This is a genomic window from Kitasatospora sp. NPDC059795, from assembly GCF_042732175.1.
GTDB lineage: Bacteria > Actinomycetota > Actinomycetes > Streptomycetales > Streptomycetaceae > Kitasatospora.
Genome location: NZ_JBHWID010000003.1, coordinates 357,903 through 384,550, shown reverse-complemented (window position 1 = coordinate 384,550; position 26,648 = coordinate 357,903). Strand labels below are relative to the sequence as shown.

Annotated in this window: 25 protein-coding genes; 8 read left to right on the top strand and 17 right to left on the bottom strand. The window is 73.4% G+C overall.

Annotation, left to right across the window (positions count from 1 at the left end):
* Window position 1 precedes the first annotated feature (1 nt).
* Window positions 2–1,078 (bottom strand): LacI family DNA-binding transcriptional regulator, encoded by a 1,077-nt coding sequence (locus tag ACFV4P_RS08930; protein ID WP_380468860.1) that lies wholly within the window; start codon window positions 1,076–1,078, stop codon window positions 2–4.
* Between the two features lie 105 nt (window positions 1,079–1,183).
* Between ACFV4P_RS08930 and ACFV4P_RS08925 the strand changes: the two genes are divergently transcribed.
* Window positions 1,184–2,098: a helix-turn-helix domain-containing protein gene (locus ACFV4P_RS08925; protein ID WP_380468858.1), complete on the top strand. Its 915-nt coding sequence runs from the start codon at window positions 1,184–1,186 to the stop codon at window positions 2,096–2,098.
* A gap of 115 nt (window positions 2,099–2,213) precedes the next feature.
* Here the strand turns inward: ACFV4P_RS08925 and ACFV4P_RS08920 are convergent, their stop codons facing one another.
* The 3 genes from ACFV4P_RS08920 to ACFV4P_RS08910 are packed head-to-tail and all read right to left on the bottom strand — an operon-like array spanning window position 2,214 to window position 4,460.
* Window positions 2,214–2,621: an HIT family protein gene (locus ACFV4P_RS08920; protein WP_380468856.1), complete on the bottom strand. Its 408-nt coding sequence runs from the start codon at window positions 2,619–2,621 to the stop codon at window positions 2,214–2,216.
* A 58-nt stretch (window positions 2,622–2,679) separates the two neighbouring features.
* Window positions 2,680–3,900 (bottom strand): hypothetical protein, encoded by a 1,221-nt coding sequence (locus ACFV4P_RS08915; RefSeq protein WP_380468854.1) that lies wholly within the window; start codon window positions 3,898–3,900, stop codon window positions 2,680–2,682.
* 32 nt (window positions 3,901–3,932) lie between these two features.
* Complete coding sequence (locus tag ACFV4P_RS08910) at window positions 3,933–4,460, bottom strand: SigE family RNA polymerase sigma factor (protein ID WP_380468852.1); 528 nt, start codon at window positions 4,458–4,460, stop codon at window positions 3,933–3,935.
* Window positions 4,461–4,580: 120 nt separating this feature from the next.
* Here ACFV4P_RS08910 and ACFV4P_RS08905 point away from each other — a divergent pair, with 120 nt between their 5' ends.
* A complete protein-coding gene (locus ACFV4P_RS08905) occupies window positions 4,581–6,638 on the top strand; it encodes an MDR family MFS transporter (protein WP_380468850.1) in 2,058 nt (685 codons plus the stop codon).
* Between the two features lie 111 nt (window positions 6,639–6,749).
* Window positions 6,750–7,742, top strand: coding sequence for a YdcF family protein (locus tag ACFV4P_RS08900; RefSeq protein WP_380468848.1), 993 nt, complete (start codon window positions 6,750–6,752; stop codon window positions 7,740–7,742).
* Between the two features lie 8 nt (window positions 7,743–7,750).
* Here ACFV4P_RS08900 and ACFV4P_RS08895 read toward each other — a convergent pair whose 3' ends face one another.
* The 4 genes from ACFV4P_RS08895 to ACFV4P_RS08880 all read right to left on the bottom strand — a co-directional run bounded on the left by ACFV4P_RS08895 (window position 7,751) and on the right by ACFV4P_RS08880 (window position 11,412).
* Window positions 7,751–8,761 carry a hypothetical protein gene (locus ACFV4P_RS08895; protein ID WP_380468846.1) on the bottom strand — a complete coding sequence of 337 codons (1,011 nt, stop codon included), beginning with the start codon at window positions 8,759–8,761 and terminating at the stop codon, window positions 7,751–7,753.
* Window positions 8,762–9,132: 371 nt separating this feature from the next.
* Window positions 9,133–9,462 (bottom strand): deoxyxylulose-5-phosphate synthase, encoded by a 330-nt coding sequence (locus ACFV4P_RS08890; protein ID WP_380468843.1) that lies wholly within the window; start codon window positions 9,460–9,462, stop codon window positions 9,133–9,135.
* 63 nt (window positions 9,463–9,525) lie between these two features.
* Window positions 9,526–10,509 carry a 1-phosphofructokinase family hexose kinase gene (locus ACFV4P_RS08885; RefSeq protein ID WP_380468841.1) on the bottom strand — a complete coding sequence of 328 codons (984 nt, stop codon included), beginning with the start codon at window positions 10,507–10,509 and terminating at the stop codon, window positions 9,526–9,528.
* A 48-nt stretch (window positions 10,510–10,557) separates the two neighbouring features.
* Window positions 10,558–11,412 carry an Fpg/Nei family DNA glycosylase gene (locus ACFV4P_RS08880; protein ID WP_380468838.1) on the bottom strand — a complete coding sequence of 285 codons (855 nt, stop codon included), beginning with the start codon at window positions 11,410–11,412 and terminating at the stop codon, window positions 10,558–10,560.
* Between the two features lie 121 nt (window positions 11,413–11,533).
* Here ACFV4P_RS08880 and ACFV4P_RS08875 point away from each other — a divergent pair, with 121 nt between their 5' ends.
* Window positions 11,534–12,382 carry an EamA family transporter gene (locus ACFV4P_RS08875; RefSeq protein WP_380468836.1) on the top strand — a complete coding sequence of 283 codons (849 nt, stop codon included), beginning with the start codon at window positions 11,534–11,536 and terminating at the stop codon, window positions 12,380–12,382.
* A 41-nt stretch (window positions 12,383–12,423) separates the two neighbouring features.
* Here ACFV4P_RS08875 and ACFV4P_RS08870 read toward each other — a convergent pair whose 3' ends face one another.
* Entirely contained in the window at window positions 12,424–13,839 is a 1,416-nt protein-coding gene (locus ACFV4P_RS08870) for a PLP-dependent aminotransferase family protein (RefSeq protein ID WP_380468833.1), read from the bottom strand.
* A 44-nt stretch (window positions 13,840–13,883) separates the two neighbouring features.
* Between ACFV4P_RS08870 and ACFV4P_RS08865 the strand changes: the two genes are divergently transcribed.
* Complete coding sequence (locus ACFV4P_RS08865) at window positions 13,884–14,801, top strand: DMT family transporter (RefSeq protein ID WP_380468831.1); 918 nt, start codon at window positions 13,884–13,886, stop codon at window positions 14,799–14,801.
* Window positions 14,802–14,891: 90 nt separating this feature from the next.
* Here the strand turns inward: ACFV4P_RS08865 and ACFV4P_RS08860 are convergent, their stop codons facing one another.
* From ACFV4P_RS08860 to ACFV4P_RS08845, 4 genes are all read right to left on the bottom strand, one after another.
* The gene (locus ACFV4P_RS08860; protein WP_380468829.1) at window positions 14,892–15,017 is read right to left on the bottom strand and encodes a hypothetical protein; all 126 of its coding nucleotides are present in this window, start codon (window positions 15,015–15,017) and stop codon (window positions 14,892–14,894) included.
* 2 nt (window positions 15,018–15,019) lie between these two features.
* The gene (locus tag ACFV4P_RS08855) at window positions 15,020–15,523 is read right to left on the bottom strand and encodes a hypothetical protein (RefSeq protein ID WP_380468827.1); all 504 of its coding nucleotides are present in this window, start codon (window positions 15,521–15,523) and stop codon (window positions 15,020–15,022) included.
* A 205-nt stretch (window positions 15,524–15,728) separates the two neighbouring features.
* Window positions 15,729–16,814 carry a sugar ABC transporter substrate-binding protein gene (locus ACFV4P_RS08850; protein WP_380468825.1) on the bottom strand — a complete coding sequence of 362 codons (1,086 nt, stop codon included), beginning with the start codon at window positions 16,812–16,814 and terminating at the stop codon, window positions 15,729–15,731.
* A gap of 161 nt (window positions 16,815–16,975) precedes the next feature.
* Complete coding sequence (locus ACFV4P_RS08845; RefSeq protein WP_380468823.1) at window positions 16,976–17,938, bottom strand: EamA family transporter; 963 nt, start codon at window positions 17,936–17,938, stop codon at window positions 16,976–16,978.
* 236 nt (window positions 17,939–18,174) lie between these two features.
* On the opposite strand from ACFV4P_RS08845, the gene ACFV4P_RS08840 reads away from it, so the two are divergent.
* The 3 genes from ACFV4P_RS08840 (at window position 18,175) to ACFV4P_RS08830 (ending at window position 22,822) form a co-directional block, all read left to right on the top strand.
* The gene (locus ACFV4P_RS08840) at window positions 18,175–19,626 is read left to right on the top strand and encodes a lipase maturation factor family protein (RefSeq protein ID WP_380468821.1); all 1,452 of its coding nucleotides are present in this window, start codon (window positions 18,175–18,177) and stop codon (window positions 19,624–19,626) included.
* 254 nt (window positions 19,627–19,880) lie between these two features.
* Window positions 19,881–22,187 (top strand): hypothetical protein, encoded by a 2,307-nt coding sequence (locus ACFV4P_RS08835; RefSeq protein ID WP_380468818.1) that lies wholly within the window; start codon window positions 19,881–19,883, stop codon window positions 22,185–22,187.
* Between the two features lie 164 nt (window positions 22,188–22,351).
* On the top strand, window positions 22,352–22,822 hold the full coding sequence (locus ACFV4P_RS08830) for a GNAT family N-acetyltransferase (RefSeq protein ID WP_380468815.1): 471 nt from the start codon (window positions 22,352–22,354) through the stop codon (window positions 22,820–22,822).
* On the opposite strand, the gene ACFV4P_RS08825 is transcribed toward ACFV4P_RS08830, so the two are convergent.
* The 4 genes from ACFV4P_RS08825 to ACFV4P_RS08810 form a co-directional block, all read right to left on the bottom strand.
* The gene (locus tag ACFV4P_RS08825) at window positions 22,792–23,448 is read right to left on the bottom strand and encodes a nucleotidyltransferase domain-containing protein (protein ID WP_380468812.1); all 657 of its coding nucleotides are present in this window, start codon (window positions 23,446–23,448) and stop codon (window positions 22,792–22,794) included. The genes ACFV4P_RS08830 and ACFV4P_RS08825 overlap by 31 nt on opposite strands.
* Window positions 23,445–23,894 (bottom strand): nucleoside deaminase, encoded by a 450-nt coding sequence (locus ACFV4P_RS08820; RefSeq protein ID WP_380469135.1) that lies wholly within the window; start codon window positions 23,892–23,894, stop codon window positions 23,445–23,447. Before ACFV4P_RS08820 ends, ACFV4P_RS08825 begins: the two co-directional genes overlap by 4 nt.
* Window positions 23,895–24,149: 255 nt before the next feature.
* Window positions 24,150–25,235, bottom strand: coding sequence for a DUF5937 family protein (locus ACFV4P_RS08815; RefSeq protein ID WP_380468809.1), 1,086 nt, complete (start codon window positions 25,233–25,235; stop codon window positions 24,150–24,152).
* 62 nt (window positions 25,236–25,297) lie between these two features.
* Window positions 25,298–26,518, bottom strand: coding sequence for a cytochrome P450 (locus ACFV4P_RS08810; protein WP_380469133.1), 1,221 nt, complete (start codon window positions 26,516–26,518; stop codon window positions 25,298–25,300).
* Between the last annotated feature and the right edge of the window lie 130 nt (window positions 26,519–26,648).

The window sequence follows — 26,648 nt, the reverse complement described above, 5'->3', positions numbered from 1 at the left end:
GTCAAGGGGATGCCGTGCGGGAGAGTGCCGCGAACGGGGCTGCCGTCCGAGGGGCGCCGTGCGAGGGGGCGCCGTGCGAGAGGGCGCCGTGCGAGAGGGCGCCGCGCAGCACCAGGCGGGTCGGCACCGTCTCGGTCCGCGGCGGCGAGACGTCCCCGTCCAGCCGCGCCAGCGCCAGCCGGAGCGCCGCCGCACCCAGCTCCGCCGGGGCCTGCGCCACCGCCGACAGCGGCGGATCCAGCGCCTCCGCCAACGGCAGATCGTCGAACGCCAGCAACGCCACCTCCCGCCGGCCCGCCCGCGCCAGCGCCAGCACCGCGCCCGTCGCCGCGTTCACGTGCGACGCGAACAGCGCCGTCGGCGGATCCGGCAGCGCCAGCAGCCGCTCCACCGCGAGCTCGGCGTCCGCCGCCGTCCGGGCCGCCGCGAGCAGCGCGCCGTCGCGCGGGACGCCCGCCCCTGCGAGCGCGTCCTCGTACCCCGCCAGCCGCTCCCGGCGGGTGTACAGCTCCGGCGGCAGATCGCCCAGGAACGCCACCCGGCGGTGCCCGGCCGCCAGCAGGTGGGCCACGCCCTCGCGGGCGCCCGCCCGGTTCGAGGACAGCACGCAGTCCGCGTCCGGGCCCGGCCGGTCCACGAACACCAGCGGCACCCCGGCGCTTGCGGCCTGCTGCGCGGACGCCTCCCCGTCCGTCGCCGGAACCACCAGCAGGGCAGCCGTCCGACGTGCCAGGAAAGCGCTTACCACGTCCGCTTCGCGCACCGGATCACCGCCCGAACACCCCAGCAGCACCGTCAACCCGCGCGCCCGCGCCGCCTCCTCCACCCCGCCCGCCAACGCCCCGAAGAACGGATTGCCCAGATCCGGCACCACCAGGCCCACCGTCGAATCCGGGCCGCCGATGCGGATACTGCGCGCCAGCAGATTCGGCCGGAACCCCAGCCGCTCCGTCGCCGCCAGCACCCGCGCCCGGGTCGCCGCCGCCACCGGACCGTCCCCGTTCACCACCCGCGACACCGTCTTCGCACTCACCCCCGCCTCCCGCGCCACGTCGTGCAAGGTCGAACGCCGCTCCATCCCGCTCCCCTCCTGTCCCGTCCCGTCCCGCCGTGGCACCGACCGTACCGCCGCCCTCCCGGCGGAAGATCCACCGGAGGTAGCCTGGCTGCGGATGTGGTGAGCATGCGAGGCAGTGACAACCCGACGTCCGGGACGACGATCCCCGAGGTCCCGTTCGCCGCGCCACCCGGCGGACCGGTCGGCGTCGAAGTGATGACCCTCGCCGAACTGCGCGCCCGCCGCGCGGCCGCCACCGACCGGGCCTTCCACCGCCCCCAACGGCCCGCCTTCCACCACCTGCTCACCCTCGACCGCGGCGCCCTCCGCCACACCGTCGACTTCACCGAACACGACGTCCGCCCCGGCAGCTGGCTCTGGGTCCGCCCCGGACAGGTCCAGCAGTGGGGCGAACTCGGCGACGCCGACGGCACCCTCGTCCTCTTCGAACCCGGCTTCCCCGACCCGGCGACGGTCGCCGCCGCCCACCTCGACGACCCCTTCGCCGCGGCCGTCCTGCACACCACCGGCCCCGCACGCGACGCCCTCCGACAGGCGCTGCGCCACCTCCACCACGAATTCGCCGCCGGCGCCGACCTCCCCGCCGACATCCACCACGCCCTGCTCCGCCACCTCCTCGCCGCGCTCCTCCTCCGGCTCGCCAACCCCCCGAGCCCCTGCGGCACCACCACCGCCGCCGAACCCGGCGAGACCTACCGCCGCTTCCGCCACGCCGTCGAACACCACTTCACCCGCACCCGCCGCGTCGACGACTACGCCAAAGCGCTCGGCTACTCCCCCCGCACCCTCTCCCGCGCCACCCTCGCCGCCACCGGCATCGGCGCCAAGGAATTCGTCGACCGCCGCGTCATCCTCGAAGCCAAACGCCTGCTCGCCCACAGCGACACCCCCGCCGCCCGCATAGCCGACCACCTCGGCTTCGCCGACGCCGCCAACTTCGCCAAGTTCTTCCACCAACGCACCGGCACCACCCCCATCGCCTTCCGCACAGCGGTCCGGGGCACCGCAGACGAGACATAGCGGCGCCCGCAACGGGGTCTGCCCGGTCGGTGCGGGGACGACGCCCCCGGCCCGCAGCCCTCGCCCGCGCAACGTGGCCTCTCGGTGCCCGACGCGGGTGCTCGGGTGGGTGGGGTCAGAGGGCGGCGCGGATCGAGGCTGCTGTGGAGGCCGCGTGGGCGGCGTCGCGGTAGCGGGTGCGGGGCCAGAAGAAGCCGCGGAGGCCGTCCTTGGGGTTGCGGGGCACGATGTGCGTGTGCAGGTGGGGGACAGACTGGCTGATCCGGTTGTTGGCCGCGACGAAGCTGCCCGCCGCGGACATGCCGCGCTCGACGGCGGCCGTCAGCAGCCGGACCCGGGTCCAGTACGGGCCGGTCTCCGCGTCGGTGAGGTCGGTCAGGGTGGGGACGTGGCGGCGCGGGATCACCAGCAGGTGGCCGGGGAAGAGCGGCCGGTGGTCGAGGAAGGCGAGGACGATGTCGTCGGCGAGGACGGTCTCGACCGGGACCTCGCCGGCCACGACACGGCAGAACAGGCAGTCCATCGCCCCATCATCACGACCCGGGCGCGCCGGTGGGAGCACCGGCGCGCCCGGGCGGGCGTCAGGCGTGCGACCAGTTCGCGGCGGAGACCAGCGCGACGACCTGGTCCTCGTCGAGCGCACCCGGCCCGGTGGCGTGCTGGTTGCCGGTTCCGGGCGTCCACAGCTTGACGGTGACCACGGTGCGGCCGGGGAACTGTGCGGCGGCGAACCAGTCCGTGCCCTGGGTCTCGGGCGTGTGGCCGGGGCCGGCGAGCGGGATCTTCTTGAGGAAGGTGTCGATGCCGTTCACGGTCTTGTGGATGTTCGCGGTCGAGCCCATCTGCTGGAACCTGACCCGCTCGTCGCCGGGCGAGCCGTACTCCCAGTTGTGCGCGACGGTGACGACCATGTTGCTGGTGCGCCCGTTGAGCGACACCGTTCCGTGGATCCGGCCGGGGATGTTCTGGGTGTCCTTGCCCGGGTCGAACACGGCCCCGGCGGGCAGGGCCTCGCGCAGGGCGGCGGCCACGTGATCGACGGTGACGGGCTCGGTGAACACCTTGCCGGGGGGCAGCAGCTCGAAGACCGGTTTCCAGTCGTCGGAGGTGGCGATCTTCTGCAGGCCGTCCATCGGCAGCGGAGGCTGCTCGCGGTCCGGATTGTCGGCGAAACCGGTGACGATCTCGAAGGCGCGGATCATCCGGCCGTCGGGGGCGGCGAACGTCGCCGTCCAGGTGCGGGTGTCGCCGTCCCAGCGCGGGGCCTTCGCGGCGGTGACCAGGCGGGAGCCGTCCGGCCGGGTGGTGACGTGGCAGGTGGTGGTCGGCTCGTCCAGGGTGTCCGGGCACTGCAGCGCGGGGTCGGCGTCGGTGAGCGGCGTGACCACCCGCTCGGCGGTCACGCCGACCTGGGCCGGGCCGTGGCCGTCGTCGTACTCCACGGCGGCCGACAGAGTCATCGACTGGTCGATGCTGGAGATCTTCTGGGCGTCGACCTTGCCCTCCTTGGGCAGCAGTGAACGCAGGGTACGGGGCATGAACCAGTCGACGGGCGTCGGCGCCGCGGCCGACGGGGTGTCCCCGGCCGCCGAAACGCCCGCGGGCGTCCCCCAGGGCAGCAGGGCCAGCGCGCACCCGGCCGCGGCGACCAGGGCGACCGCGGAGGCCCCGGCCGCCCGGCGGCGCAGTACCCGATTGCGGCCGCGGAGTTCGGCGTTCAGGGCGAGCAGATCGCCGGCCGGTGCGGGGGCGAGTTCGGCGGAGGCCCGCAGCGCGCGGGCGAAGTCCTCTTCGGAAGTCATCGGTGGTCTCCGGAAACAGTGCTGAAGGATCGTCAGATGCGGGCGAGTTCGGCGTACTCGCTGCCGAGGCGGTCGCGCAGGCGGCTCAGCGCCCGGGACGCGCGGGATCGGACGGCGGTCGGGGAGAGCCGCAGTACGGCGGCGGTCTCCTCGACGCCGAGGTCCTCCCAGTAGCGCAGGACGAGCACCGCCCGGTCCTGCTGCGGGAGTTCGCCGAGCGCGTGGAGCAGGGTGAGGCGCAGGGCGGGGTCGGCGACGGGCGCGGCGGACTCGGCGAAGGTGTCGGTGACGTGTTCGCCGCTGCTGCGCCGGCGCCGGTGGCTGATGAAGGTGTTGACCAGGACGGTTCTGGCGTACCCGGCCGGGTTCGCCATCCGGGAGACCCGCCGCCAACTGCCGTAGAGCTTGCCGAGGGCTTCCTGGGCGAGGTCCTCGGCGAGGTGGGCGTCGCCGCCGGTCAGCAGGTACGCGGTGCGCACCAGGTGTCGGCCGCGGGCCGCCGCGAAGTCCCGGAATTCGAGGGGTTCGGCGTGGTTCCCGGTCGTCGTCGTCCTGTCCATGTCCCTCTAACGCGGTGGGACTTCACTCTTGTCGCACCGCCGTCCGGGCGCGGATCGATCATTCTTCGCCGAACGGGGTGTCGGAACGGACGGAACGGGTCAAAGTGTGACGATGTCGCGGTGACCACCACCAGCGAGACCAGCCCGGCGGCCCCGCCCGTCCTCGACCGGCGGCAGCGCAACGTCGTGTTCGGCACCATCGTGCTCGGCATGCTGCTGGCCGCCCTCGACCAGACCATCGTCGGCACCGCGCTGCCCACCATCGTCGCGGACCTCGGCGGCGCCGCGCACATGTCCTGGGTGGTGACGTCCTACCTGCTGGCGGAGACCGTCACCACGGCGCTGGTCGGCAAGATGGGCGACCTGTTCGGCCGCAAGGTGGTCTTCCAGATCTCCGCGATCGTGTTCATCACCGGCTCGTTCCTGTGCGGCCTGGCCACCAACATGACGCTGCTGATCGCCTGGCGGGCGGTGCAGGGCGTCGGCGCGGGCGGTCTGATGGTCACCTCGATGGCGCTGATCGCGGACGTCATCCCGCTGCGCGAACGCGGCAAGTACCAGGGCGCGATCGGCGCGGTGTTCGGTGTCGCCACCGTGATCGGACCGCTGCTGGGCGGGCTGTTCACCGATCACCTGTCCTGGCGCTGGGCGTTCTACGTCAACGTGCCGATCGCGATCCTGGTGGTGATCGCGGCGGCCCGGAACATCCCGGTGGTCCGCTCCGCGTCCCGGCCGGTGGTCGACTACCTGGGCATCGTGCTGGTCGCGATCGGGGCCAGCGCCCTGATCCTGGCGACCAGTTGGGGCGGCAACGAGTACGCCTGGGGCTCGCCCGTCATCATCGGCCTGTTCGCGGGCGGCGTGGTCGCGCTCGGCCTGTTCTGCTGGGTGGAGACCCGCGCCGTCGAACCCACCCTGCCGATGCGGCTGTTCCGCAACCAGGTGTTCACGGTCTGCTCGGTGCTCAGCTTCATCGTCGGCTTCGCGATGCTCGGCGCGATGACCTTCCTGCCGACGTTCCTGCAGTACGTGGACGGCGACTCGGCGACGGTCTCGGGCGTGCGGACCCTGCCGATGGTGCTCGGCCTGCTGATCGCGTCGATCTTCAGCGGCAACGTGGTCTCCAAGACCGGCACGTACCGGATCTTCCCGATCGTCGGCTCGCTGGTGATGGCGGTCGGGCTGTACCTGCTGTCGCGGCTGAACCCGGGCACCAGCGCGTGGCTGGCCAGCCTGTACATGTTCGTGCTCGGCGTCGGCATCGGCCTGTGCATGCAGGTGCTCACCATCGCGGTGCAGAACACCGTCGACTACTCCGACCTCGGCACCGCCACCTCCGGCGTCACGTTCTTCCGCACCCTCGGATCCTCGTTCGGCACCGCCGTGTTCGGCACCATCTACACCAACACGCTGAAGACCAACCTCGCCGACGGCGTCGCCGCGGCCGCCCGGGCCACCGGCAGCAGCCCCGAGCAGATCGCGGCCGCCGCGAAGAGCCCGCACGGCGTGCAGGGCCTGCCGCCGGCCGCGGCCGAGCCGGTGATCCGGGCGTACGCCGACTCGCTGCACACCGTGTTCCTGTGGACGGTGCCGGTCGCGCTGCTGGGCTTCCTGGTGGCGCTGTTCCTCAAGCAGGTGCCGCTGCGCGACTCCGCCCGGGCCGGCTCCACCGACATGGGCGAGGGCTTCGCCCAGCCGTCCTCCGGCGACTCCGCGCGGCTGCTCGAATTCGCCGTCGGCAAACTCCTCGGCACCGCGGGCCTGGAGACCGCCCGGCAGATCGTCGCCGACTCCGGCACCCGGCTCGACATGGCCGGCGCCTGGGCCGTCATGCAGGTCGACCTGTTCACCCGCACCGTCGGCCACGCCACCCTCAACCTGATCGCCGCCCGCCGCCGCGTCCCGCCGGAGGTCCTCCGGCCGGTGTACGACCGGATGGTCGCCGAAGGATTCCTGGAGGCGCACGGCGACTTCTACGCGCACACCGAGGCCGGCGAACGCGAGGCCGCGACCATCACCCGCGCCTGGGGCCAGTGGCTGTGCCACCGGCTGGAGCAGGACCTCGGCCACCCCAGCGGCGCCGAACTGCGGGCCGCCGCCGACACCATCGCCAAGCGCATGATCGCCGAGGACCTCACGGAAGGGTTCCCGCAGGGCGGCGCGCTCGCCCGTCGCTGACCTGGCGGATCGTCATATTACGTAGGGGTTCGCCCGATTGTCGGGCCGGAAGTGCCCGGATTCACAGGGCGTCAACCACTGCGCTTTGCGTCGGTGCCTAGGCTGGACCGCATGCTTCTGTATGCTCCCGCGGTCTTCTTCCTCCTGCTCGCCGCCGTCGGCGTGCTGCGCGACCGACGTCGCTTCAGCAACGCCGTGTACCTCGGACTCGCCCTCACCTTCCTGGCGTTCGCCCTGCTCGTCACGCTCGGGAAGGTCGACTCCGTCCTTGCCGAGGTCGTCCTGATCGTCGTCGTCCTCGCCCCGGCGCTCGCCACCCTGGTGCTCGCCGGGCTGTTGATCGCCAACGGTTTCAAGATGATCCGCAAGGAGGGCCGGCGGGTCGCCAACCTGCTGTCGCTGCTCTGCGGCGTCGCCATCCTGGCGGTCGTCGGGCTGCTGGTCGCCGCCCCCCAGGCCGACTCGCCCGCGCTGTCGGCGGTCGCCCGCACCGCCCTCCTGCTGACCTGCTACCTGTCGTTCCTGTTCGTCTGCTTCATCGGCTACGCCTACCTGTACGGTCGGCTGATGCCGCGTCAGGACGTGGACTACGTCGTCGTCCTCGGCTCCGGACTGCTCGGCGGCACCCGGGTCCCGCCGCTGCTGGCCAGCCGCCTGGAGCGCGGCCGCGCCCTGTACGAGCGGCAGGCCGCGAACGGCCGCCCGCCGCTGCTGATCGCCTCCGGCGGGCAGGGACCCGACGAGCAACTCCCCGAGTCCCACGCGATGGCCGCCTACCTCACCGAGCGGGGCTTCCCCGCCGACCGGATCGTCCTGGAGGACCGCTCCCGCACCACCGAGGAGAACCTGCGCTTCTCCCGCGAGCTGATGAGCGCCGCCGACCCCGACTACAGCTGCGTGGTGGTCACCAACAACTTCCACGCCTTCCGCGCCGCCCTCCTCGCCCGCCGGCAGGGCGTCAACGGCCAGGTCGCCGGCTCGCCCACCGCCGCCTACTTCTGGCCCAGCGCGACCATCCGCGAGTTCGTCGCCGTGCTGGTCGCCTACAAGTGGATCAACGTGACGGTCTGCGGCCTGCTGACCCTGGTCTCCGTCGCCGCGTAGCGACGGTGTCAGACGCTGCTCTCCGCGGCGACGAAGGTGTACGCGCCGAGTTCGAGGAACAGCGCGTCCGCGAGCTCGGGCACACCGGTGAGCGGGACGGCGAGCCGGCGTTCGAGCGCCCCGGCGTTGTTGGTCACCGGGTTGTACGCCCGCAGCACGATCCGGGCGTCGCACGGCAGGGGCTGGTCGAACCGGACCACGACCGTGACCGTGCCGGAGTAGTTGGCGGGCAGCAGGATCGAGCGCGTGTACCCCTCGTCGCTGCCGGGCGCGTAGACCTGCGCGGTCAGGCTGAACGGCGCCCGCTGGTCGGTGTTGGAGAAGACCGCGGTGCCGTTCGGCAGGTCGGTGCCGGAGATCCCGAAGACGAACCGCGCCGGGGTGTTGTTCAGGTTGCAGATCGCCAGGTTGGCGAGGACGTACTCGGTCTGCCGGCACGGGATCACGTCGATGTTGCGCCAGCCGACGTTGGGGTTGTACCGGACCCAGTTCAGGTAGTCGACGAGCGAGTTGAACGTGGGCAGGGTCGCCGACATCGGGTGGGCGGGGGAGTCCACGGTGGTGATCGTGCAGTAGTGGCCCGGCGGTGTCCGGCTCGGGAAGAGGAAGGCGGTCCTGGTGACGCAGATCTGTCCGGGCGGGATCTCCCGGGAACCGCTGCGGACGACGAACGGGACGCTGGTGCCGCCGCCCTCGACGGGGATCGGGGTCCAGGCCCGCGGGTCCAGCAGCAGCCCGCCGGGGGCGAAGTACAGCCGGACGTCGCCGGAGCTGGGGCAGCCCGTCCGCAGGTTCTTCCCCCGGACGTAGATCCGGTTGAGCTGGCCCTGCACGATGGGATGGCTCACGCCGAGGTCCGGGCCGTTGTAGCTGGACTCCAGCAGGTCGAAGCCGAGGATGTCGCTGCCGAAGGGGATGATGTCCGGCGATTCCCACACCGGGTCGGCGGTGGGGGTCTGCCCGGTGTCCTGGAAATTGTCCCGGACCAGGATGTCGTCCCAGTTGGCGGCCGCGTTCATGGTTCCTCCCGAGAATGGTCGCGCCGCGGGCGTGCGTCGGTTTCCGCGCGCGGCGGCGGGCTGTTTTCCGTCTTTGTCGGGGCGGTGCGCGTGCCGTCCCCGGAAAGGACCGGCGGCAGAAGCGGCCGTCCTCGTCGGCGGCCGAATGCGGGGCCGCCTGATTCGTCGGTGGGTCGGTCCGGTCGGACCGGGACGGCGAATACACCCGTTCGGGGGAGTGTCCCGGCGAATTCACTGTACGTGCTCGAACCATTCGGCCCAATGCCTCGGAAGAGTGAACGCGGGTCGGAGCGAATGTGCGTGGGCGCCGCCGCCGGCAGCGCTCCCGGCGGGACCTTCAGTGCGGCCGCCGGGCCGAACCCCCTTCGGAACTACGGAAGTTCGGGGCGCGTCAGGGCTGTCGCGAAGGGCTCGCCCGTTCGGCGTGCGTGCGTCATTCGCTCACGGACCTCGCTCAGGGTGCGCGGGCGGTAGCCGGGGCCGCCGCAGCAGCCCTTGTGGAAGCGGATGCCGGCGTTCAGCAGGACCGACAGCGTCCGCCAGCCGGCGGTGTCGCGCCGCTTGGGTGCGGCGAAGGCGGAGCCCGTGTGGATCAGCGGCGCGGCGCAGCGCGGGCAGCGCCGCTCGTGGCCGTCCGGGAACGGCTGCTTGTAGGAGGCACGGCAGGGCAGGCAGACGTAGGAGGTCTTGGTGTGGGCCATGACGGTCAGCGTAGGGCCCTGCTCGGGGGCGGTTCGAGTCGATTTCCTTCGCCGCGGCGGGAGTTACCAGTCGGCGGGCGGCGTCGCGCCGAGCCGGGCGGCGGTCAGGGAGTGGCGCAGGCGGCGGTAGGCGTCGTCGTCGAAGCGGCCGGCCCGGGGGTGCAGGACGGTGGCGGCGGACAGCGCCACCGCGTCCGGCAGGATCGCGGGCCAGCCGGCGTTGCCGGACAGGCCGGCGGCGAGCGCGGCGACGGCGGAGTCGCCCGCGCCGGTGGGGTTGCCGGCGACGGCGGCGGGAGGGGCGCACCGCCACGCGCCGTGGGCGTCGACGGCGAGCAGCCCGTCCGGCCCGAGCGAGGCGAGGACGGACTCCGCGCCGCGCCGCAGCAGGGTGCGGGCGGCGTCGTACGGGTCGGGCAGGCCGGTGGCGGAGGTCAGTTCGGCGGCGTTCGGCTTGATCGCGGTGGGCCGGGCGGGCAGCGCGGCGAGCAGCGCGGGGCCGTCCGCGTCGAGCACCACGGGGACGCCGAACTCGCGCCCCAGCGTGACGAGTCGGGCGTAGCCGTCGGCGGGGGCGCCGGGCGGGAGGCTGCCGGAGAGGACCAGGACGGAGGCCTGCGGGAGGTGGCGTCCGGTCTCGGCGAGCAGGGCGTCCCACTCGGCGGGCGAGAGCGCCGGGCCGGGCTCGTTGAACATGGTGGCGTCGGCGGTGTCGACCACGGCGACGGTGCGGCGGGTGTCGCCCGCGATCGGGACGGCGGCGTGGTCGAGCCCGGCGGCGGCGAGTTCGGCGCGCACCGCCTCGCCGGTGGGCCCGCCGAGCGGGAGGACGCAGCGGGCGGGGCGGCCGAGCGCGGTGAGCACCCGGGCCACGTTGACGCCCTTGCCGCCGGCCTGCGCTGCGATCCCGGTGACCCGGTGGCTGGTGTGCGGGCGGAAGTGGGGGACGGTGTAGGTGACGTCCAGCGCCGGATTGGGTGTGACGGTGAGGATCACGACGGACGCCCCCAGGGAACTCGACTCGACTGTGTGAAACTGCTTGATCATAGCGAGATTCGCGCAGCTTCGAGCACAGTGGTTCAACGGTGGGGCTGTTCACTTGAGCAGCCGGGACAGCCGGCGGTCCGCCAGCACCCGTCCGCCGGTCTGGCAGGTCGGGCAGTACTGGAGCGAGGAGTCGGCGAAGTTCACCGAGCGCACGGTGTCCCCGCACACCGGGCAGGGCTCGCCGGCCCGGCCGTGCACCGCCAGGTCGGCCTTCTTCTCCGACTTCAGCCCTTCGATCGGCACCGCCCTCAACTGCTCCAGCGCGCCGCCCAGTTCACGCCCGATCGCGGCGTGCAGCCGGGCCAGCCGACCGGCGTCCAGGGAGGCCGCCAGGGCGTACGGGGAGAGCCGGGCGGTGTGCAGGATCTCGTCGGAGTAGGCGTTGCCGATCCCGGCCAGCACGCTCTGGTCGGTGAGGAAGGTCTTCAGTCGCTGCCGGGCCCCGGCGGCCAGCGCGGTCAGCTGCTCGGGCGTGGCGGCGAGCGCGTCCACGCCGAGGCGGGCGATGCCCGGGACCTGCCCGGGATCCGTCACCACGTACGCGGCCAGCCGCTTGGTGGTGCCCTGTTCGGTGAGGTCGAAGCCGCTGCCGTCGTCCAGCACCAGCCGCAGCGCGAGCGGGCCGCGCCGGCTCGGCGGCTTGGCCGGGAAGGACGCACGCGGGTGCACCCAGCCGGCCCGGGCCAGGTGCACCACCAGGTGCGGGCCGCCGTCGGTGGCCAGGTCGAGGAACTTGCCGTGCCGGGTCACCGCGTCGACGGCCCGCCCGGTGAGCGCCTGCACCGGCGGGTCGAAGGTCTTCAGCGCGGGGATCGACAGCACGTCCACGCGCTCCAGGACGCGTCCGGCGCAGGCGGTGGCCATCCGCTCGGCGAGCGCCTGCACCTCGGGGAGTTCGGGCACCCGTCCAGTCTTGCCCGCCCCCGGCCGGGCGGGCCACCGGGGCGGTGCCGGGCGGGCGGCGACGGCACGCTAAGTTGTCTGTACAAGTTGATGGTCGGGGAGCTGTCGGAGGGAGACGCCGGTGAGCCAGGAAGCCGTACCGGTCGTGGTGTTGGCGGCGGCACTGCTGCACGCGGTGTGGAACGCGCTGGTGCACGGGGTGCGCGACCGGCTGGCCGGGGTCGCGCTGATGAACGTGGTCTTCGTGGCCTTCGGCGCCGCTTTCGCGCTGGTCGTGCCGCTGCCGGGGCTCCGCGCCGTGCCCTACCTGCTGGCCTCGACCGTCCTCCAGGTCGGCTACCAGCTGCTGCTGGCCCGGGCCTACCGGCTCGGCGACTTCGGGCAGATGTACCCGATCGCCCGCGGCACCTCCCCGGCCGTGGTCGCGCTGCTCGCCGCGACCGTCCTGCACCACCCCCTCCCGGCCGGCCAGGTCGCCGCCGTCGCCGTCATCTCCCTCGGCCTGACCGGCCTCGCTCTGGTTGGAGGGTGGCCGCGCCGCGACCAACTGCCCGCGCTGGCCGCCGCGTTGGGCACCGGCGTGCTGATCGCCGGCTACACCGTGGTGGACGGGAGCGGGGTGCGCGTCGCGACCTCCACCGGCGGCTACATCGCCTGGATGTTCCTCCTCCAGGGCCTCGGCGTGCTCGCCGCCGTGGCCGCCGTCCGCGGCCGCACCCTGCGGCCCGCGCTGCGCGAGGGCCGCGCCGTCGCGGCGGCCGGCGGCCTGATGTCGCTCACCGCGTACGGCCTGGTGGTGTGGGCGCAGACCGTCGGCGACCTGCCCACCGTCGCCGCCCTCCGGGAGACCTCCATCGTGATCGCCGCCCTGATCGGCGCTTTCGTGCTGCGCGAACGCCTCGGCCCGCTGCGGCTGGCCGCCAGCGCCACCGTGCTCACCGGCATCGCCCTGCTGGAGTTCGCCCACTGACGGCCCGGCCCCGCCGCCCCCGGCGGGGCAGTCGGCGGCGGTCAGCCCAGGGAGGCCAGCGCGGCGGCCAACCGGCCTGCCGCGTCCGTCAGTTGAGTGTGATTCTCGGCGCCGCAGAAGCTCACCCGGATCCTCGGGGCCGGCTCCGCGGTGAAGTAGGCCGCGCCCGGGGAGATCGACACGCCGTGGCGCAGCGCGGCGGCGGTGAACCCGACCGGGTCGAGCGACGCGGGCAGCGACAGCCACAGATGGAAGCCGCCGTAAGGGAGCCGGGCCGGCAGCAGGCCGGGGACGCGGCGGGCCAGCGCGGCCGCGAACAGCTGTCGGCGGTCGGCCAACTCCCGGGCCAGCAGCCGGAGATGACGGGGCCACTCGGGGGAGGAGACGAGTTCCAGCGCGGCCTCCTGGAGCGGGCGCGGGACGAAGAACGAGTCGACCGTCTGGACGGCCCGCAACCGGGCCAGCGCCGGTCCGCGCGCCACCAGCGCCCCCACCCGCAGGCTCGGGGAGGCCGCCTTGGTCAGCGAACGCACGTGCACCACGGTGCCGTCCGGGTCGTCGGCGGCCAGCGGCGCCGGCAGCTCGGGTGCGTCGGCGTGCGCCAGCAGCCGGGAGAAGTCGTCCTCCACCACGAACGCCCCGGCGCGCTTCGCGGCGTCCAGCACCGCACGCCGCCGCCCGGCGCCCAGCACCGCGCCCGTCGGGTTGTGGAACAGCGGCTGACAGACGAACAGCCGGGCCCCGGACACCGCGAACGCCTCCGCCAGCCGCTCCGGACGCACCCCGTCCTCGTCCACCGGAACCGGCACCGGACGCAGCCCCGCCGCCCGGGCGATCGCCAGCACGCCCGGGTAGGTCGGGGACTCGACCAGCACCGGCGCTCCCGGCGGGGCCAGCGACCGCAGCGCCGTGGTCAACGCGCTCTGCCCGCCGGCCGTCACCAGCACCTCCGCCGCCGTGACCCCGCCGCCGACCTCGCGGGCGAACCAGCCGCGCAACTCCGGCAGTCCCTCCACCGGCGGCCGCCCCCACGCGCCCGGACGGCGGCCCGCCCGCGACAGCGCACCGGCCAGCGCCCGCTCCGGCAGCAGCGAGGGATGCGGGTAGCCGCTGTTCAGGTCGATCACCTCCGGCGGGGCCGGGGCGAGCGCCGACAGCACCCCGGCGGCGTCCACCACCCGGGCCGGCGGCGCACCCGCCTCCGCGCTCAGCGCCACCTCCTGCCACGAGAAGTCGCCCTGCGGGACGGCCGCCGGGCGCGGCTCGGCCCGGAACACCCCCGCGCCCGGACGCGACACCACCACGCCCTCCGCGACCAGCTCGCGGATCGCCCGGGACACCGACACCGGACTCACCCGGTAGCGCTCCACCAGCTCCCTGCTACTGGGAATCCGCTCGCCAGGCGAGTAGCGCAACACGGTGCTGCGCAGCGCATCCGTCAGCTCCTGCACGGTCATTGACGGGCCTTCCGATCAGCTCGGGCCGACTGCTACCGTCCTGTATGTCAGCACAGAATAGCGCTATCGCCCCGCTTCCAGTAGCGGTCACCGGAACGGTTCAGGCCGCCCTGGGGTCGCTCGCCTTCTCCTTCACCTTCCCCGCCACCCGCTGGGCCCTGGACGGCTTCGGCCCGTGGACGCTCACCGGCCTGCGCGGCGTGGTGGCCGCGCTGCTGGCCGGCGCCTGCCTGCTCGCGACCGGCGCGCGGGTGCCGCCGCGTTCCGCCTGGCCGGGCCTGGCCGCCGTCGCGGTGGGCTGCGTGATCGGCTTCCCGGTCCTGTCGACGCTCGCGCTCCGGGCTTCCTCCACCGCCCACTCGGCCGTGGTGATCGGCCTGCTGCCGCTGGGCACCGCCGCCGTCGCCGCCCTGCGCTCCGGCTCCCGCCCGCCGCGCCCGTTCTGGCTCGCCGCCCTGGCCGGGGCGGGCGCGGTGCTGGCCTTCACCGTCCAGCAGAGCCACGGCGCCGTCCTGACCACCGCCGACCTGCTGCTCTTCGCCGGACTGCTGATCTGCGCCGTCGGCTACGCGGAGGGCGGCCGGCTGGCCCGCAGCATGCCCGGGTGGCAGGTGATCGCCTGGAGCCTGGTCGCGGCCCTCCCCGCCACCGTCGCCACCACCGCCCTCGGCCTGGCCGCCGAACCGCTCCGCTGGACCTGGCCCGCCGTCGGCGGCCTCGCCTGGCTGGGCGTGGTCTCCCAGTTCCTCGGCTTCGTGGTCTGGTACCGCGGCATGGCCGCCATCGGCATCCCCCGGGCCAGCCAACTCCAGCTCGCCCAGCCTCTGTTGACCCTCTGCTGGGCTGTCCTCCTGCTCGCCGAACCGCTCCCCGGCACGGCCGTCCCGACCGCCCTCGCCGTGGTCGCCTGCATCGCCGTCACCCAGCGCACGGCGGACGCCGGACCGGGGCGTCGGAGCTGATCCGGCGGCGGCTCAGCCGGTCGGCCGGTAGTACAGCGACTGGCCGGCGGTCGTCGCCCGGCCGGCCAACTCGGCCAGGGCGCCCAGGAGTTAGGGTTCGATGGCGGGCACGTCCGGGTCGTAGGGGCGCAGCGCGGACAGCGCGGAGCCGCCGCCGAGGGTGGTGAGGACGGCGGCGGCATCCGGGGCGCGGAAGAGCTCGATGCGGTCGTTCAAGGTCAGCCGGAGAGGCAGCAGTACAGGTGCTGCTCGGCCTTCTGGGCGCGGCGGGCCAGGACGCCCAGGCGGTGGATCAGCTGGACGAGTTCGGCGGTCGCCAGCGGGCGGAGCTCCTCGGCGCGGGCCCAGCGGGCGGCGAGTTCGGGCAGCCGCTTGCGTTCGATGGTGGCGAGGACGTCGCGGGTCTCGTCGGAGAGTTCCACCACCCAGGGCCCGGTCATCCACGGGTTCTCCCGGTCGACCTCGGTGGGCTCGTCCTCCGTCACCCAGGGCTGCGGCCCGGTCGGCCACACCGAGCGGTCGGGCGTCCCGCCGGCCTCGAACTCCTTGATCTCCACGGCCGCGACCAGGCGGCGCAGCACGGTGGTCGGGTCGATCCGCCTGGCCCGCACGGATTCGAACGCCTCGGCGGGCTTCCCCTCCTTGTCGGCCAGCACCGTCCGCACCGCCGTCTCGTCGGCGGCCCGGAAGTAGTCGGTCTGCAGGTCAAGGTCCAGGATCATGTCGCACGCTCCCCTCGCTCGGCAAGGTGCCCAGTGGACCACGGCAGGCGGACGCTTGGGTACCGGGCCGCCGGTTCGCCGCCGTCCTGTGATCTACCGGTCACGTGGAAGGCGCTTTCCGGCAACGTGCCTGGGGGCGCGGGCCGCGCGACGCCCCCGCACACGGGAGTCGCGCGGCCCGTCCCGGTCAGGCGGCCCGTCCCGGTCAGTAGGCGCCGGGGATGTTCGCGGCGCGGCAGGCCTGCGCGTACTGCGGGGTGCAGATCTCCTCGGCCTTGTACAGGCCGCCCGCGACGATGGTCTCGGCGACCTTGGCCTTGGTGACGACCACCGGGCTGAGCAGCATGGACGGGATCTGCAGGCCGTTCGACTCGGTGGTCGCGGAGGCCACCGAGGTGAGGTCGATGCCCTTGACCAGGTAGACCGCCATGTCGGCGGCGGCCTCGGCCTCCGGCTGGTACGGCTTGTAGATGGTGTAGGCCTGCTCGCCGGTGAGGATCCGGCGGACGGCGTCCAGCGAGGCGTCCTGCCCGCCGACCGGGACGTCGGTGCGTCCGGCCTTGTGCAGCTCGTCGATGATCGCGCCGGCCATGCCGTCGTTGGCGGAGTAGACGGCCTGGAAGCCGTTCTTGCCGAGCTTGTTCATCGCCTCGTTCATCCTGGCGGCGGCCACCTCGGGCTTCCACTCGCCGGACTGCTCGTAGGCTATTCGCTTGACCTTGCCGTCCAGCGCGTGGTGCGCGCCGGCCTTGAAGTCGCCCGCGTTCGGGTCGGTCTCCGCGCCGTTGATCATCACGATCTCGGCGCCGGACGCCTTGCTGCCGAGCGCGTCCAGCAGGGCGCGGCCCTGGAGTTCGCCGGTGCGCTGGTTGTCGAACGAGATGTACGCGGAGACCTTGCCGGCGGCCAGCCGGTCGTACGCGATGACCTTGGTGCCCTTCTTGGCGGCCTCGTCGATCCACGGCGCGGTGGCCGCGGCGTTCACCGGGTCGAGCAGGATGACCTTGACGTTGCGGGCCAGCAGCGCGTCGAACTGCTTCTTCTGGGCCTGCTCGTCGCCGTCCGCGTTGGCGTAGTCGATGGTGCACTTGGTGCACAGGCCGCTGACGGCCGTCTCGATCAGCGGCTTGTCGAATGCTTCGTACCGGGTGGAGGAGGCGCGTTCGGGCAGCAGCAGGCCGATCGCCTGGTTGCCCGACGAGGAGCTGTGGCCGCCCCCGCAGGCGGCCAGTGACAGCGTCATCGACACGGCGGCGGCGCCGATGACGAGTCGACGCGACATCGAGTTCATGGTGGGTGGTGCCTCCCTGACGGCGCCGCGTCCCTGCGGCGAGGTGAAGGGGAGTCAAGCCCACCCGTCATGTGCCGTCAAGAAGTAAATCATTGGTCGGGGTGGTGGAGGCAAGTCGTTACCTTCTTGAAGACTGGGCGGGCGGCGGGCCCGCCCGGCGTTCAGCGTTCGTTGCGGGCCACCAGGAACACCCCGGCGACGACTATCGCGCCGCCCAGAAGGATCGGCCAGGTCAGGGCCTCGGAGGCGAACAGCCACCCGAGGAAGACCGCCACCACCGGGTTGACGTACGCGTAGGTGGCGACCAGCGGCAGCGGCGCGCGCTGCAACAGCCACGCATAAGACGTGAACGCGACGATGGAGCCGAACAGCACCAGGTACCCCAGCCCCACCCAGGACGCCGTGGACACCGCCGCCGGATCGAACCGGCCCGGCTCGCCCCGCAGGAACGACAGCGCGAACGCGCCCACCGCGCCCGCGAGCATCTCGTACACGCTCGCCACGAACGGATCCGCCGGCATCGGCAGCCGGGCCGCCAGCACCGAGCCCAGCGCCCACACCACCGCGGCGGCCATCACCATCAGCAGCCCCGTCAGCCCCACCTGGCCGGTCAGGCCCGGCGCGCTCAGCACCACCAGGCCCACCAGGCCGACCAGCACGCCCGCCACGGTGGCCGGGCCGGTCCTCGTCCCGAACGCCCGGCGCAGCACCACCACCCACAGCGGCACACTCGCCACCAGCAGCGCCGCCAGCCCCGACGGGACGGTGCGCTCCGCCAGCGACACCATGCCGTTGCCGCCGACCAGCAGCAGCACGCCCACCAGTGCGGCCGAGGCGAACTGACGCCACGTCACCCGCAGCACCCGCGGCCCCCGGCGGGCCGCCAGACCCACCGCCAGCAGCACACCCGCCGCGGCGAACCGCAGCGAGCCCGACAGCAGCGGCGGCATGGTCTCCACCACCACCCGGATCGCCAGATAGGTCGATCCCCACAGCACGTACACGATGCCGAGCGCCGCCCACACCGCCGCGCCCAGCCCGGCCCGGCGGTCGCCCGGGAGGGGCGAACCGTCGGCGGGTGAACAGTCGGGGTCGGCGGCGGACCGCGGAGAGGTCGCGGACATGTGCGTCTCCTTCACTTGCTCCTGACATGGACTCGGCGGAATGACACCACACTCCGTCCCCGCCCGGCAGGGAGTTTCAGCAGCCGATACGCGCGAACCCCGGCCCGCGCACGCCGGGCGCGGCCGACCGGATGAACCGGCGCACCACCGCACCCCCAACGGCCCCACCGCATCCGCCGCAGGTGGTAGGCATGGGGGCGGCCCGAGCGCAGCCGACCGACCGGAGGAGCGGCCGCATGGCATGGTTCGCCGCCCCCGAGTACCGGCTCGCCCGCGAGCTGTTCCTGCGCCTGCTCGCCCTCGTCTACCTGTGCGGATTCCTCGCCGCCGGACGACAGTTCCGCGCCCTGCTCGGCAGCCGCGGCCTGCTCCCGATCCCACGCTTCCTCGCCCGCGTCCCCGCCCGGCACGCCCCCAGCCTGTTCCACTGGCACTACAGCGACCGCCTCTACGCCGCCGTGTCCTGGACGGGCGCGCTGCTCGCCGCCGCCCTGCTCGGAGGCGCGGCGAACCTGGTGCCGCTCGGCGCCGCGATGGCACTGTGGGCACTCACCTGGGCGCTCTACCTCTCCATCGTCAACGTCGGGCAGACCTGGTACGCCTTCGGGTGGGAATCCCTGCTGCTCGAAGCCGGCGCACTCGCCGTCTTCCTCGGCAACGCCGACACCGCCCCGCCCGTCCTCGTCATGTGGCTGCTGCGCTGGCTGCTGTTCCGCGTCGAATTCGGCGCCGGACTGATCAAATGGCGCGGCGACGCCTGCTGGCGCACACTCACCTGCCTCTATCACCACCACGAGACCCAGCCCATGCCCGGCCCGCTCAGCTGGTACTTCCACCACCTGCCCCGGCCGCTGCACAAGGCCGAGGCCGCCGCCAACCACCTCGTCCAACTCGCCGTTCCCGTCGCCCTGTTCCTCCCGCAGCCGATCGCCTCCGACGCCGCCCTGCTGATGGCCGTCACTCAGCTCTGGCTGATCGCCTCCGGCAACTTCGCCTGGCTGAACTGGCTCACCGTCGCCCTCGCCCTCACCGCCCTCGACACCGGCACCCTGCGCCGCGTCCTGCCGATCGCCCCCGACCCGCACTACCCCGCCCAACCCGCCTGGTACCAGGGCCTGGTGGCCGCATACACGCTGCTCGTGGCGGTCCGCTCCTGGGGGCCCGCGCGCAACCTGCTCTCACCCCGCCAGCAGATGAACCGCTCCTACGACCCGCTCCACCTCGTCAACACCTACGGCGCGTTCGGCTCCGTCAACCGGGTACGCCACGAGATCGTCCTGGAAGGCACCTCGGACCCGGACGGCGCACACGGCTGGCGGGAGTACGGATTCCACGGCAAACCCGGCGAAGTACGAAGACTTCCACGACAGTTCGCGCCCTACCACCTGCGCCTCGACTGGCTGATGTGGTTCGCCGCGATCTCCCCCTCCTACGCCCGCTCCTGGTTCCTGCCACTGCTCGCCCGGCTCCTCGTCAACGACCCCGACCTGCTGCGGCTGCTGCGGCACAACCCGTTCCCCGACACCCCGCCCGTCCTCGTCCGGGCCCGGCTCTACCGCTACCGCTTCACCACCGGACCCGAACTGCGCGACACCGGCGCCTGGTGGCACCGCACCCCGCTGCGCGACTACCAGCGGCCCGTCGGCCTCGCCGAACTGGGACGACTCCTCCCCGAAGCGCCCGGGTGACCGTTGCCGACCCGACCCAACTCCCGTCCGCCGCCCCGGAAAGGCGTACTGTCGGTGCCGCTCCCTACCGTACGGACCACGCGAACGGGCCCAGGCCCGCCGCCACCGGTCCAGCGCGGCCCGGCAATTCACGGGGTCAGGTGCGTGCAAGCGTCGAACGCGCACCCGTATTCTGGCCTCCCGCGACGCCACCGCCGCCGCAACCACCCCGCCCGCACCCCTGCCCGCCACAGCACCCACGAACCGGACTTCACATGACAGTGCGCACCCTGAACGACGCCGACGACGCCGCGTCCGAGACCGCGTCCGCGACGGACGGCGAGACCCGCCAGAGCACCCGTGAGGAGCTCGGCCGGTTCGCCGACCAGGGCGGCTTCACGCTCAACCACGAGACCAACCCCTGGCTGGAGGCCGCCGAGACCCTCGCCGGCCCCGAGGACGCCCGCGCCGCGTCCACCGTCCTCGCCGAACTCCGCAGCCGCGACACCCGCGCCGTCGGCAAGGCCGCCAACGCCATCGCCGACAAGGCCGCCCTGCGCATCCCCGACACCCTCGGCGGCCTCACCACCCTGCTCGACCTGCTCCAGCGCGTCTACGCCACCACGCAGACGCTGCGCGTCGACGCCTACCAGCACGACCTGCACGAGCTCGCCGCCGCCACCGGCACCGGCACCTACCGCAAGGAGAAGGGCGCCAAGCTCGGCTGGAACCGCCGCCGCGTCCTGCGCGGTCAGGCCCGCGCCCTCGCCGCCGGCACCCGCGCACCCGGCCGCGCCGACCTCCACACCGCGCTGGTCGCCGCCGCGGCCGCCCACCGCGACTGGCTGGCGCTCGCCGCCGACACCGCGGCCTCCCGGCCGTCCGTGCCCGTCGACGGGGCGCTGCTCACCGAGACCGCCAACGTCGTCGAGTCCCTCGCCGACGCCGTCCGCTCGCTGGCCCGCCTCCTTCCCGAACGCGCCCTCGACTCCCTGCCGCTCGGCGAACTCGCCGACCTCGTCGACCGCCTGGCCGCCGACGAAGGCACCCTCTACCGCCTGTCCGCCCTCCGGCAGCTGCGCCTCGAACTCGCCGAGCAGGGGCTGACGGAGCTGCTGGACGAGCTGACGGAGCGCCAAGCCGACAAGGACGCTGCGCTGGCCGCCTACGACCGCCACCAGTCCGCCCGCGCGGCCCTGGCGGCGGGACCGCGACAGTCGACGGACGAGGCTGCTGCGGTGGCCGAGGCTGAGGTCGAGGCAGCGGCTGAGGTTGAGGCTGAGGTTGCGGCCGAGATCGTGGTCGAGCCGGTCGTCGAGGCTGAGGATGTCGTCGAGGAGCCGGTGACCGAGGCTGCTGCCGAGATCGAGCCGGAGGCCGTCGTCGACGCCGCGGTTGAGGCGGCGGCCGAGGTTGAGGCCGAGGCCGAGGCGGAGGAGCCTGCGGCGGAGGTTGAGGCCGAGCCGGTTGTTGAGGCTGAGCCCGCTGCCGAGGTTGCCGAGGTTGAGGCCGGGCCGGCGGCGGAGCCGGTCGCTGAGGCTGAGGCTGAGCTCGTCGCCGAGCCGGAGGTTGAGCCGGTCGCCGAGGCCGAGGTTGTCGAGTCCGAGGCTGAGCCGGTTGTTGAGGCGGCGGCCGAGGTTGAGGCCGAACCGGTCGCGGAGGTTGCCGAGCCTGAGGCGGAGGTTGAGCCGGTCGTCGAGGTGGCACCCGAGTCCGAGGCTGAGCCGGTGGCCGAGGTTGAGGCCGAGTCTGTGGCCGAGGTTGCTGTCGAGCCCGTTGCCCAGGCGGAAGTTGAGCTGGTCGCCGAGGCCGAGCCGGTCGTCGAGCCCGAGGCTGAGCCCGTTGTGGAGCCGGTCGCCGAGGTTGAGGCGGTCGCCGAGGTTGAGGCGGAGTCTGTCTCTGAGGAGTCGGTCGAGGTCGTGGCCGAGCCGGTCGTGGAGCTTGCCGAGCCGGTTGCCGAGGCGGAGGTTGAGCCGGTCGCGGAGGCTGTCGAGTCCGAGGCTGAGGCGGTCGCCGAGGTTGAGGCGGAGTCTGTCGCTGAGGAGTCGGTCGAGGTCGTGGCCGAGCCGGTCGTCGAGCTTGCCGAGCTGGTTGCGGAGACCGTTGCCGAGGCGGAGGTTGAGCTGGTCGCCGAGGTCGCTGAGGCCGAGGCTGAGACCGTTGCGGAGCCTGCCGCCGAGGTCGTGGTCGAGCCTGTCGCCGAAGCCGTCGTGGAGCCTGTCGCCGAGGTCGAGCCTGTGGCCGAGGTTGTCGAGGCGGAGGTTGAGCCGGTCGCCGAGGTTGAGGCGGAGCCGGTCGCTGAGGTCGTTGCCGAGCCGGTTGTCGAGGTCGCCGAGGCCGAGCCTGTCGCTGAGGCGACTGTCGGGGAGGGGGCGGTTAAGCCGGAGTTGACGCCTGGGAAGCCGATTACTGGGTACTCGGCGGAGGAACTGGTCGCGCTGGTGGCGTGGTTCGACGCGGACGGGACTACGCGTACGGACGACGAGCTGCTGCGGGCGGCGATGAAGGAGCTCGGGTTCGCCCGGCTCGGGCCGCGTATCAAGGAGGCGCTGGGGGCCGCCGTGGCCACTGTGCGGAGCTGACGTAACGAGTCAAGAAATGCCACCGCGCCCGTCGTTGTGCGATCTCGTGCAGCGGCGGGCGCGGTGGTGTGCCGGGCGGGGGAGAGGAAGTCCCGGGCTGTCGCAGCTGCCGACCCGCCGCGGTGTCCGGCAGCAGGCTTGATCAACTGGCCTAGAGTTCGCGCATGAACACGACGCTCCGGCTGGAGACCCTCACCCCCGAGAACATCGATGCCGCGATCGGCCTGAGGGTGCGGCCGGACCAGGAGCACCTGGTGGCGCCGGTGGTGAAGTCGCTGGCGGAGGCGTACGTGCACCCCGGGACGGCGTGGCCCCGGCTGTTGGTCGACGGGGAGCGGATCGTCGGGTTCGTCATGGCGTTCTTCGACATCGACTTCGCCGGCGACGGCCGGGGCACCGACCTCCGCTCCGGGCTGTGGCGGCTCAACATCGCGGCGGGCGAACAGGGGCGCGGGTACGGCCGCTTCGCGGTGGAGGCCGTGGCGGCCGAGATCCGGCGGCGTGGCGGCACGCGGCTGACGACCACCTGGCACCCGGGCGAGGGCGGCCCGGAGCGGTTCTACCTGGGGCTCGGCTTCCGGCCGACCGGGGAGACCAGCGGGGATCAGGTGGTCGGTGAACTCGACCTGTCCTGAGGCCCGTTGTGGAGGTCGGCGAGGGCTGTGACGCGGGCCGCGAGCGGGGCGAGCGTCGCGTCCTGTCGGGTCGCGGCGGCGGCCAGGCGGTAAATGTCCAGGTAAGGGTCTCCGGTGGCGGGGTGGGGAAGCCCGAGGCGGGTGAAGGCGCGGGCGATCAGGGCGTGCGCGGTGTCGGGGCGGCCGCGGGCCAGGGCCTTGACGGCCGCGACGGCGTTGGCGAGGGCGCTGGCCGGTCGCGACCACTCGCTGTCGTCGGCGCGGGCCGCCGGGTTCCCGGTGTCGTAGTCGGGCTCGTCGGCGACGGACGCCGCGCGCACGTCCAAGTCCAGCCGCCAGAACAGCGGGACGCCGGCGAAACGGACGAAGAGCAGGCGGCGTCGGTCGGAGTGCAGGAAGTCCGGGTCGCAGCGCACCTGTTCGACGGGTCGGACGCGGGCGAGCGCGGCCGCCCCGGCGGTGAGGCAGGCCGGGAAGGCGTCGTCCGGCACCACCCAGCACACGTCGATGTCGCTGAACCGGTCGGCGGTGCCGGCGGCCAGGGAACCCCGCAGCCGGGCGGACGAGCCGGGGCAGCACCGTTCGAGGGCGGTGCGGACGGCGGCGGCCAGGGCGTCACGGGTCATGCGCCGATGTCCTCCTGCCAGAGGTCGGGCCGGGCCGCGACGAAATCCGTCATCAGCTGTACGCACTGGGGATCCTCCAGCAGGGTGATTCCGGTGCCGTGCTCGGCCAGCCAGTCGTGGCCGCCGGTGAACGTGGCGGACTCGCCGATCACCACGTGTCCGATCCCGAACTGCCGTACCAGGCCGGAGCAGTACCAGCATGGCGAGAGCGTGGTGACCATCACCGTGTCCCGGTACCCGCGCAGCCGGCCGGCGGCCCGGAAGGCGGCCGTCTCCGCGTGCATCGACGGATCGCCGTCCTGGACGCGGCGGTTGTGCCCGCGCCCGAGCAACTCGCCGTTCAGCCCGAACAGTGCCGCACCGATCGGGATGCCGCCCTCGGCCAGGCCGAGCCGGGCCTCCGCCACCGCGACCGACAGCCACTCCCGGGCCTGTTCCACCGACACCGCCGCCTGACCGACCACCGGCCACCTCCTTCCGTCCGCGACCGGTCTACCCGCCCGCGCCCGTCCCCAACGCGCCGCAAGCCTTCTTCGCTCGATCGAGTGTTCGGATCAAGCAGGGGTGACGAACGGTCCCACGCCGACACGGTCGAGGCCCCGCCCACGGCCGCCCCGGTGCAAGGATGCGAAGGCCTGCTTCACCGGCGGCCCGACCTGGCAAGCACCGCAAGCACCGCCAGCACCGCCAGCGCAGCCGGCTCAGCGCAGGATCGCGGCGAGCAGGTCGCTGCCGAGCTCGGTGGTGGCCGGCAGGTCCAGCGCGTGGTGCACGTAGCGGCCGTGCCGGCGGGCGGTGAGCAGCCCGGCGCGGCGCAGCACGGCGAGGTGGCGGGAGACCTCGGGCGGGGTGAGGTCCCAGGCGTGGGCGAGTTCGCCGGTGGTGTGCGGGCCGCGCGCCAGGGTGCGCACCAGCCGCAGCCGGACGGGGTGGGCGAGGGCGTCGAGGCGCAGTTGCAGGGTGTCCAGCGGGACGGCGGCGGCGGGTTCGCCGCCGGTCGCGGGGTACTGGACGACGGGCTGCCAGCCCGGGGCGTGCACGGCGATCAGGTGCGGGTGGCCGAAGGCGCTGGGCAGGAAGGTGACGCCGGCCGGTCCGGCGGCGGTCGCGCTGTCCTGGAGCTTGTCGAGGACCAGGGAGCCGCCGTCGGCGGTGAGCGCGACCGCCGCGGACACCTCGGCGAGCGCCGCGGAGAGGCCCTGGCGGCGGACCAGTTCGGCCTTGCGCCGCACGTCCTGGCCGAGCCGGACGGTCAGCGCGGGCCACTCGTCGTCGAAGAAGGCCTCCGCGCACTGCTCCAGGGTGTCCCGGACGCGGGCCCGGACGGCGGGCGGGTCGGCCAGTAGGCGGGCGGCAAACGCCTCCTGTCGGGGGCCGCGGGCCTGGGCGCGGTCGAGGGCGTCGGCGCGGGCGTCGGGGTCGTTGAGCGGGGAGCCGCCGGCGAAGGTGCGGCGGTTGGAGCCGCAGGTGCTGACCAGCGCGGCCAGCGCGTACCGGTCGTCGTCGATCCGGTCGACCTCGTCGAGTTCGGCGGCGAGGGTGGCGCGGGGGCGGGCGGGCACCAGGAAGTCGGCGCGGGAGGAGCGCCACAGGAATTCGGCCTCGTGCAGCCGGTCGGCGAGTTCGGGCCGCAGTCCGGCCCAGACGCCGGCGGCCCATCCCGCGTACTGCGGGTGGTGCTCGGGCGCGGCCAGGACGTGCAGCATCGCGGCGAGTTCGGCGAGCGGGGAGACGGCGAACCGGATCCGCTCGGGTGGCGTCCCGGTCAGGTCGATGCGCAGGGTCACGCGTCCATCCTCCCCGACCACCCGGCCGCACTCCGGGCGGGGTCGGTGGGAGGACGCGGTGGCTACGCCGGCTCGATGCCCTCCAGGACGACCGGGAGGACCCGGTGCCCGTTGGAGATCAGCGAGTCGACCGGCTCCAGCTCGACACCGGGCGCGAGCGCCAGGCGCGGGAAGCGTTCGAACAGGGCGCGCAGCGCCGTGCGCGCCTCCAGCCGGGCCAGCGGTGCGCCCAGACAGAAGTGCGGGCCGTGGCCGAACGCCAGGTGGTCCTTGGCCGACCGGGTGACGTCGAACACCGCGCCGCTGTCGCCGTGTCGCGACGGGTGGCGGCCGGCGGCGCCGTAGGAGGCGATGATCGCCTCGCCGCGGTGGACGGTCACCCCGCCGGGCAGCTCGATGTCCTCCAGGGCGTACCGCATCGGCAGGTGCGCCAGCGGCGCGTCCCGGCGCAGCGACTCCTCGACCACGTCGTCCCAACCGGCCTTGCCCTCGCACACCAGTTCGAGTTGAGAAGCATGCGTGAGCAACAGGGCGATCGAGTTGTCGATCAGGTTGACGGTGGTCTCGTAGCCGGCGGCGACCACCAGCATGAGCGTGTCGAACAGCTCCGCCTCGGTGAGGGCGCTGCCATCGCCTTCGGTGTCGCGGGCGGTGATCAGCAGCGAGGTCATGTCGTCGCCGGGCTGCTCGCGCTTGGCGGCGACCAGGCCCGAGATCACCGTGTAGAGCGCCGCGTTGTTGGCCTGGGACTGCTCGGGGGTGAGGGTGGTGTCGAAGACGCCGTCGACGTACCGGCAGAAGCTGTCGCGCAGCTCGTCGGGCAGGCCGAGCAGGTGCGAGATGACCAGGATCGGCAGCGCCCGGGCGAGCTGTCCGCGCAGGTCCACCGGCGTGCCGTCGGCGCCGGCGGCGGCGATCTCGTCGAGCAGCCCGGCCGTCATCTCCTCGATGCGCGGGGTGAGGGCGGCGATCTGGCGGGGGGTGAGCGCGGTGCTCACCAGCCGGCGCAGCCGACGGTGGTGATCGACGTCGGTGGTGGACATGTTGCGGGCCGTCACCCAGAGCGCGAGCGGCCAGCCGGCCGCCACCGGCTCGTAGTCCGGCCAGTGCTGCAGGCCGTCCTTGGCGATTCTCGGGTCCTTGAGCAGGTCCGCCAGCACGTCGGGGTCGGACACGGCCCACACCTGCACCCCGAGGACGTCGGCGGGGCAGGCGGGCCCGCGCGCGATCAGCTCGGCGGTCTCGGCCTCCCGGGCCCGGCCGGTCGGGTCCAGGACCAGCATCGAGTGGTCGACGGGGCACTTCAGCGGACGGTTCAGCGAGGGGGTCGTCGGGTTCTCCAACTCACGTTCCACAAGGGCTCCTTGAGACGGATCGACACGTCCGGTTCACAACCGGACTCATCGAGCATCA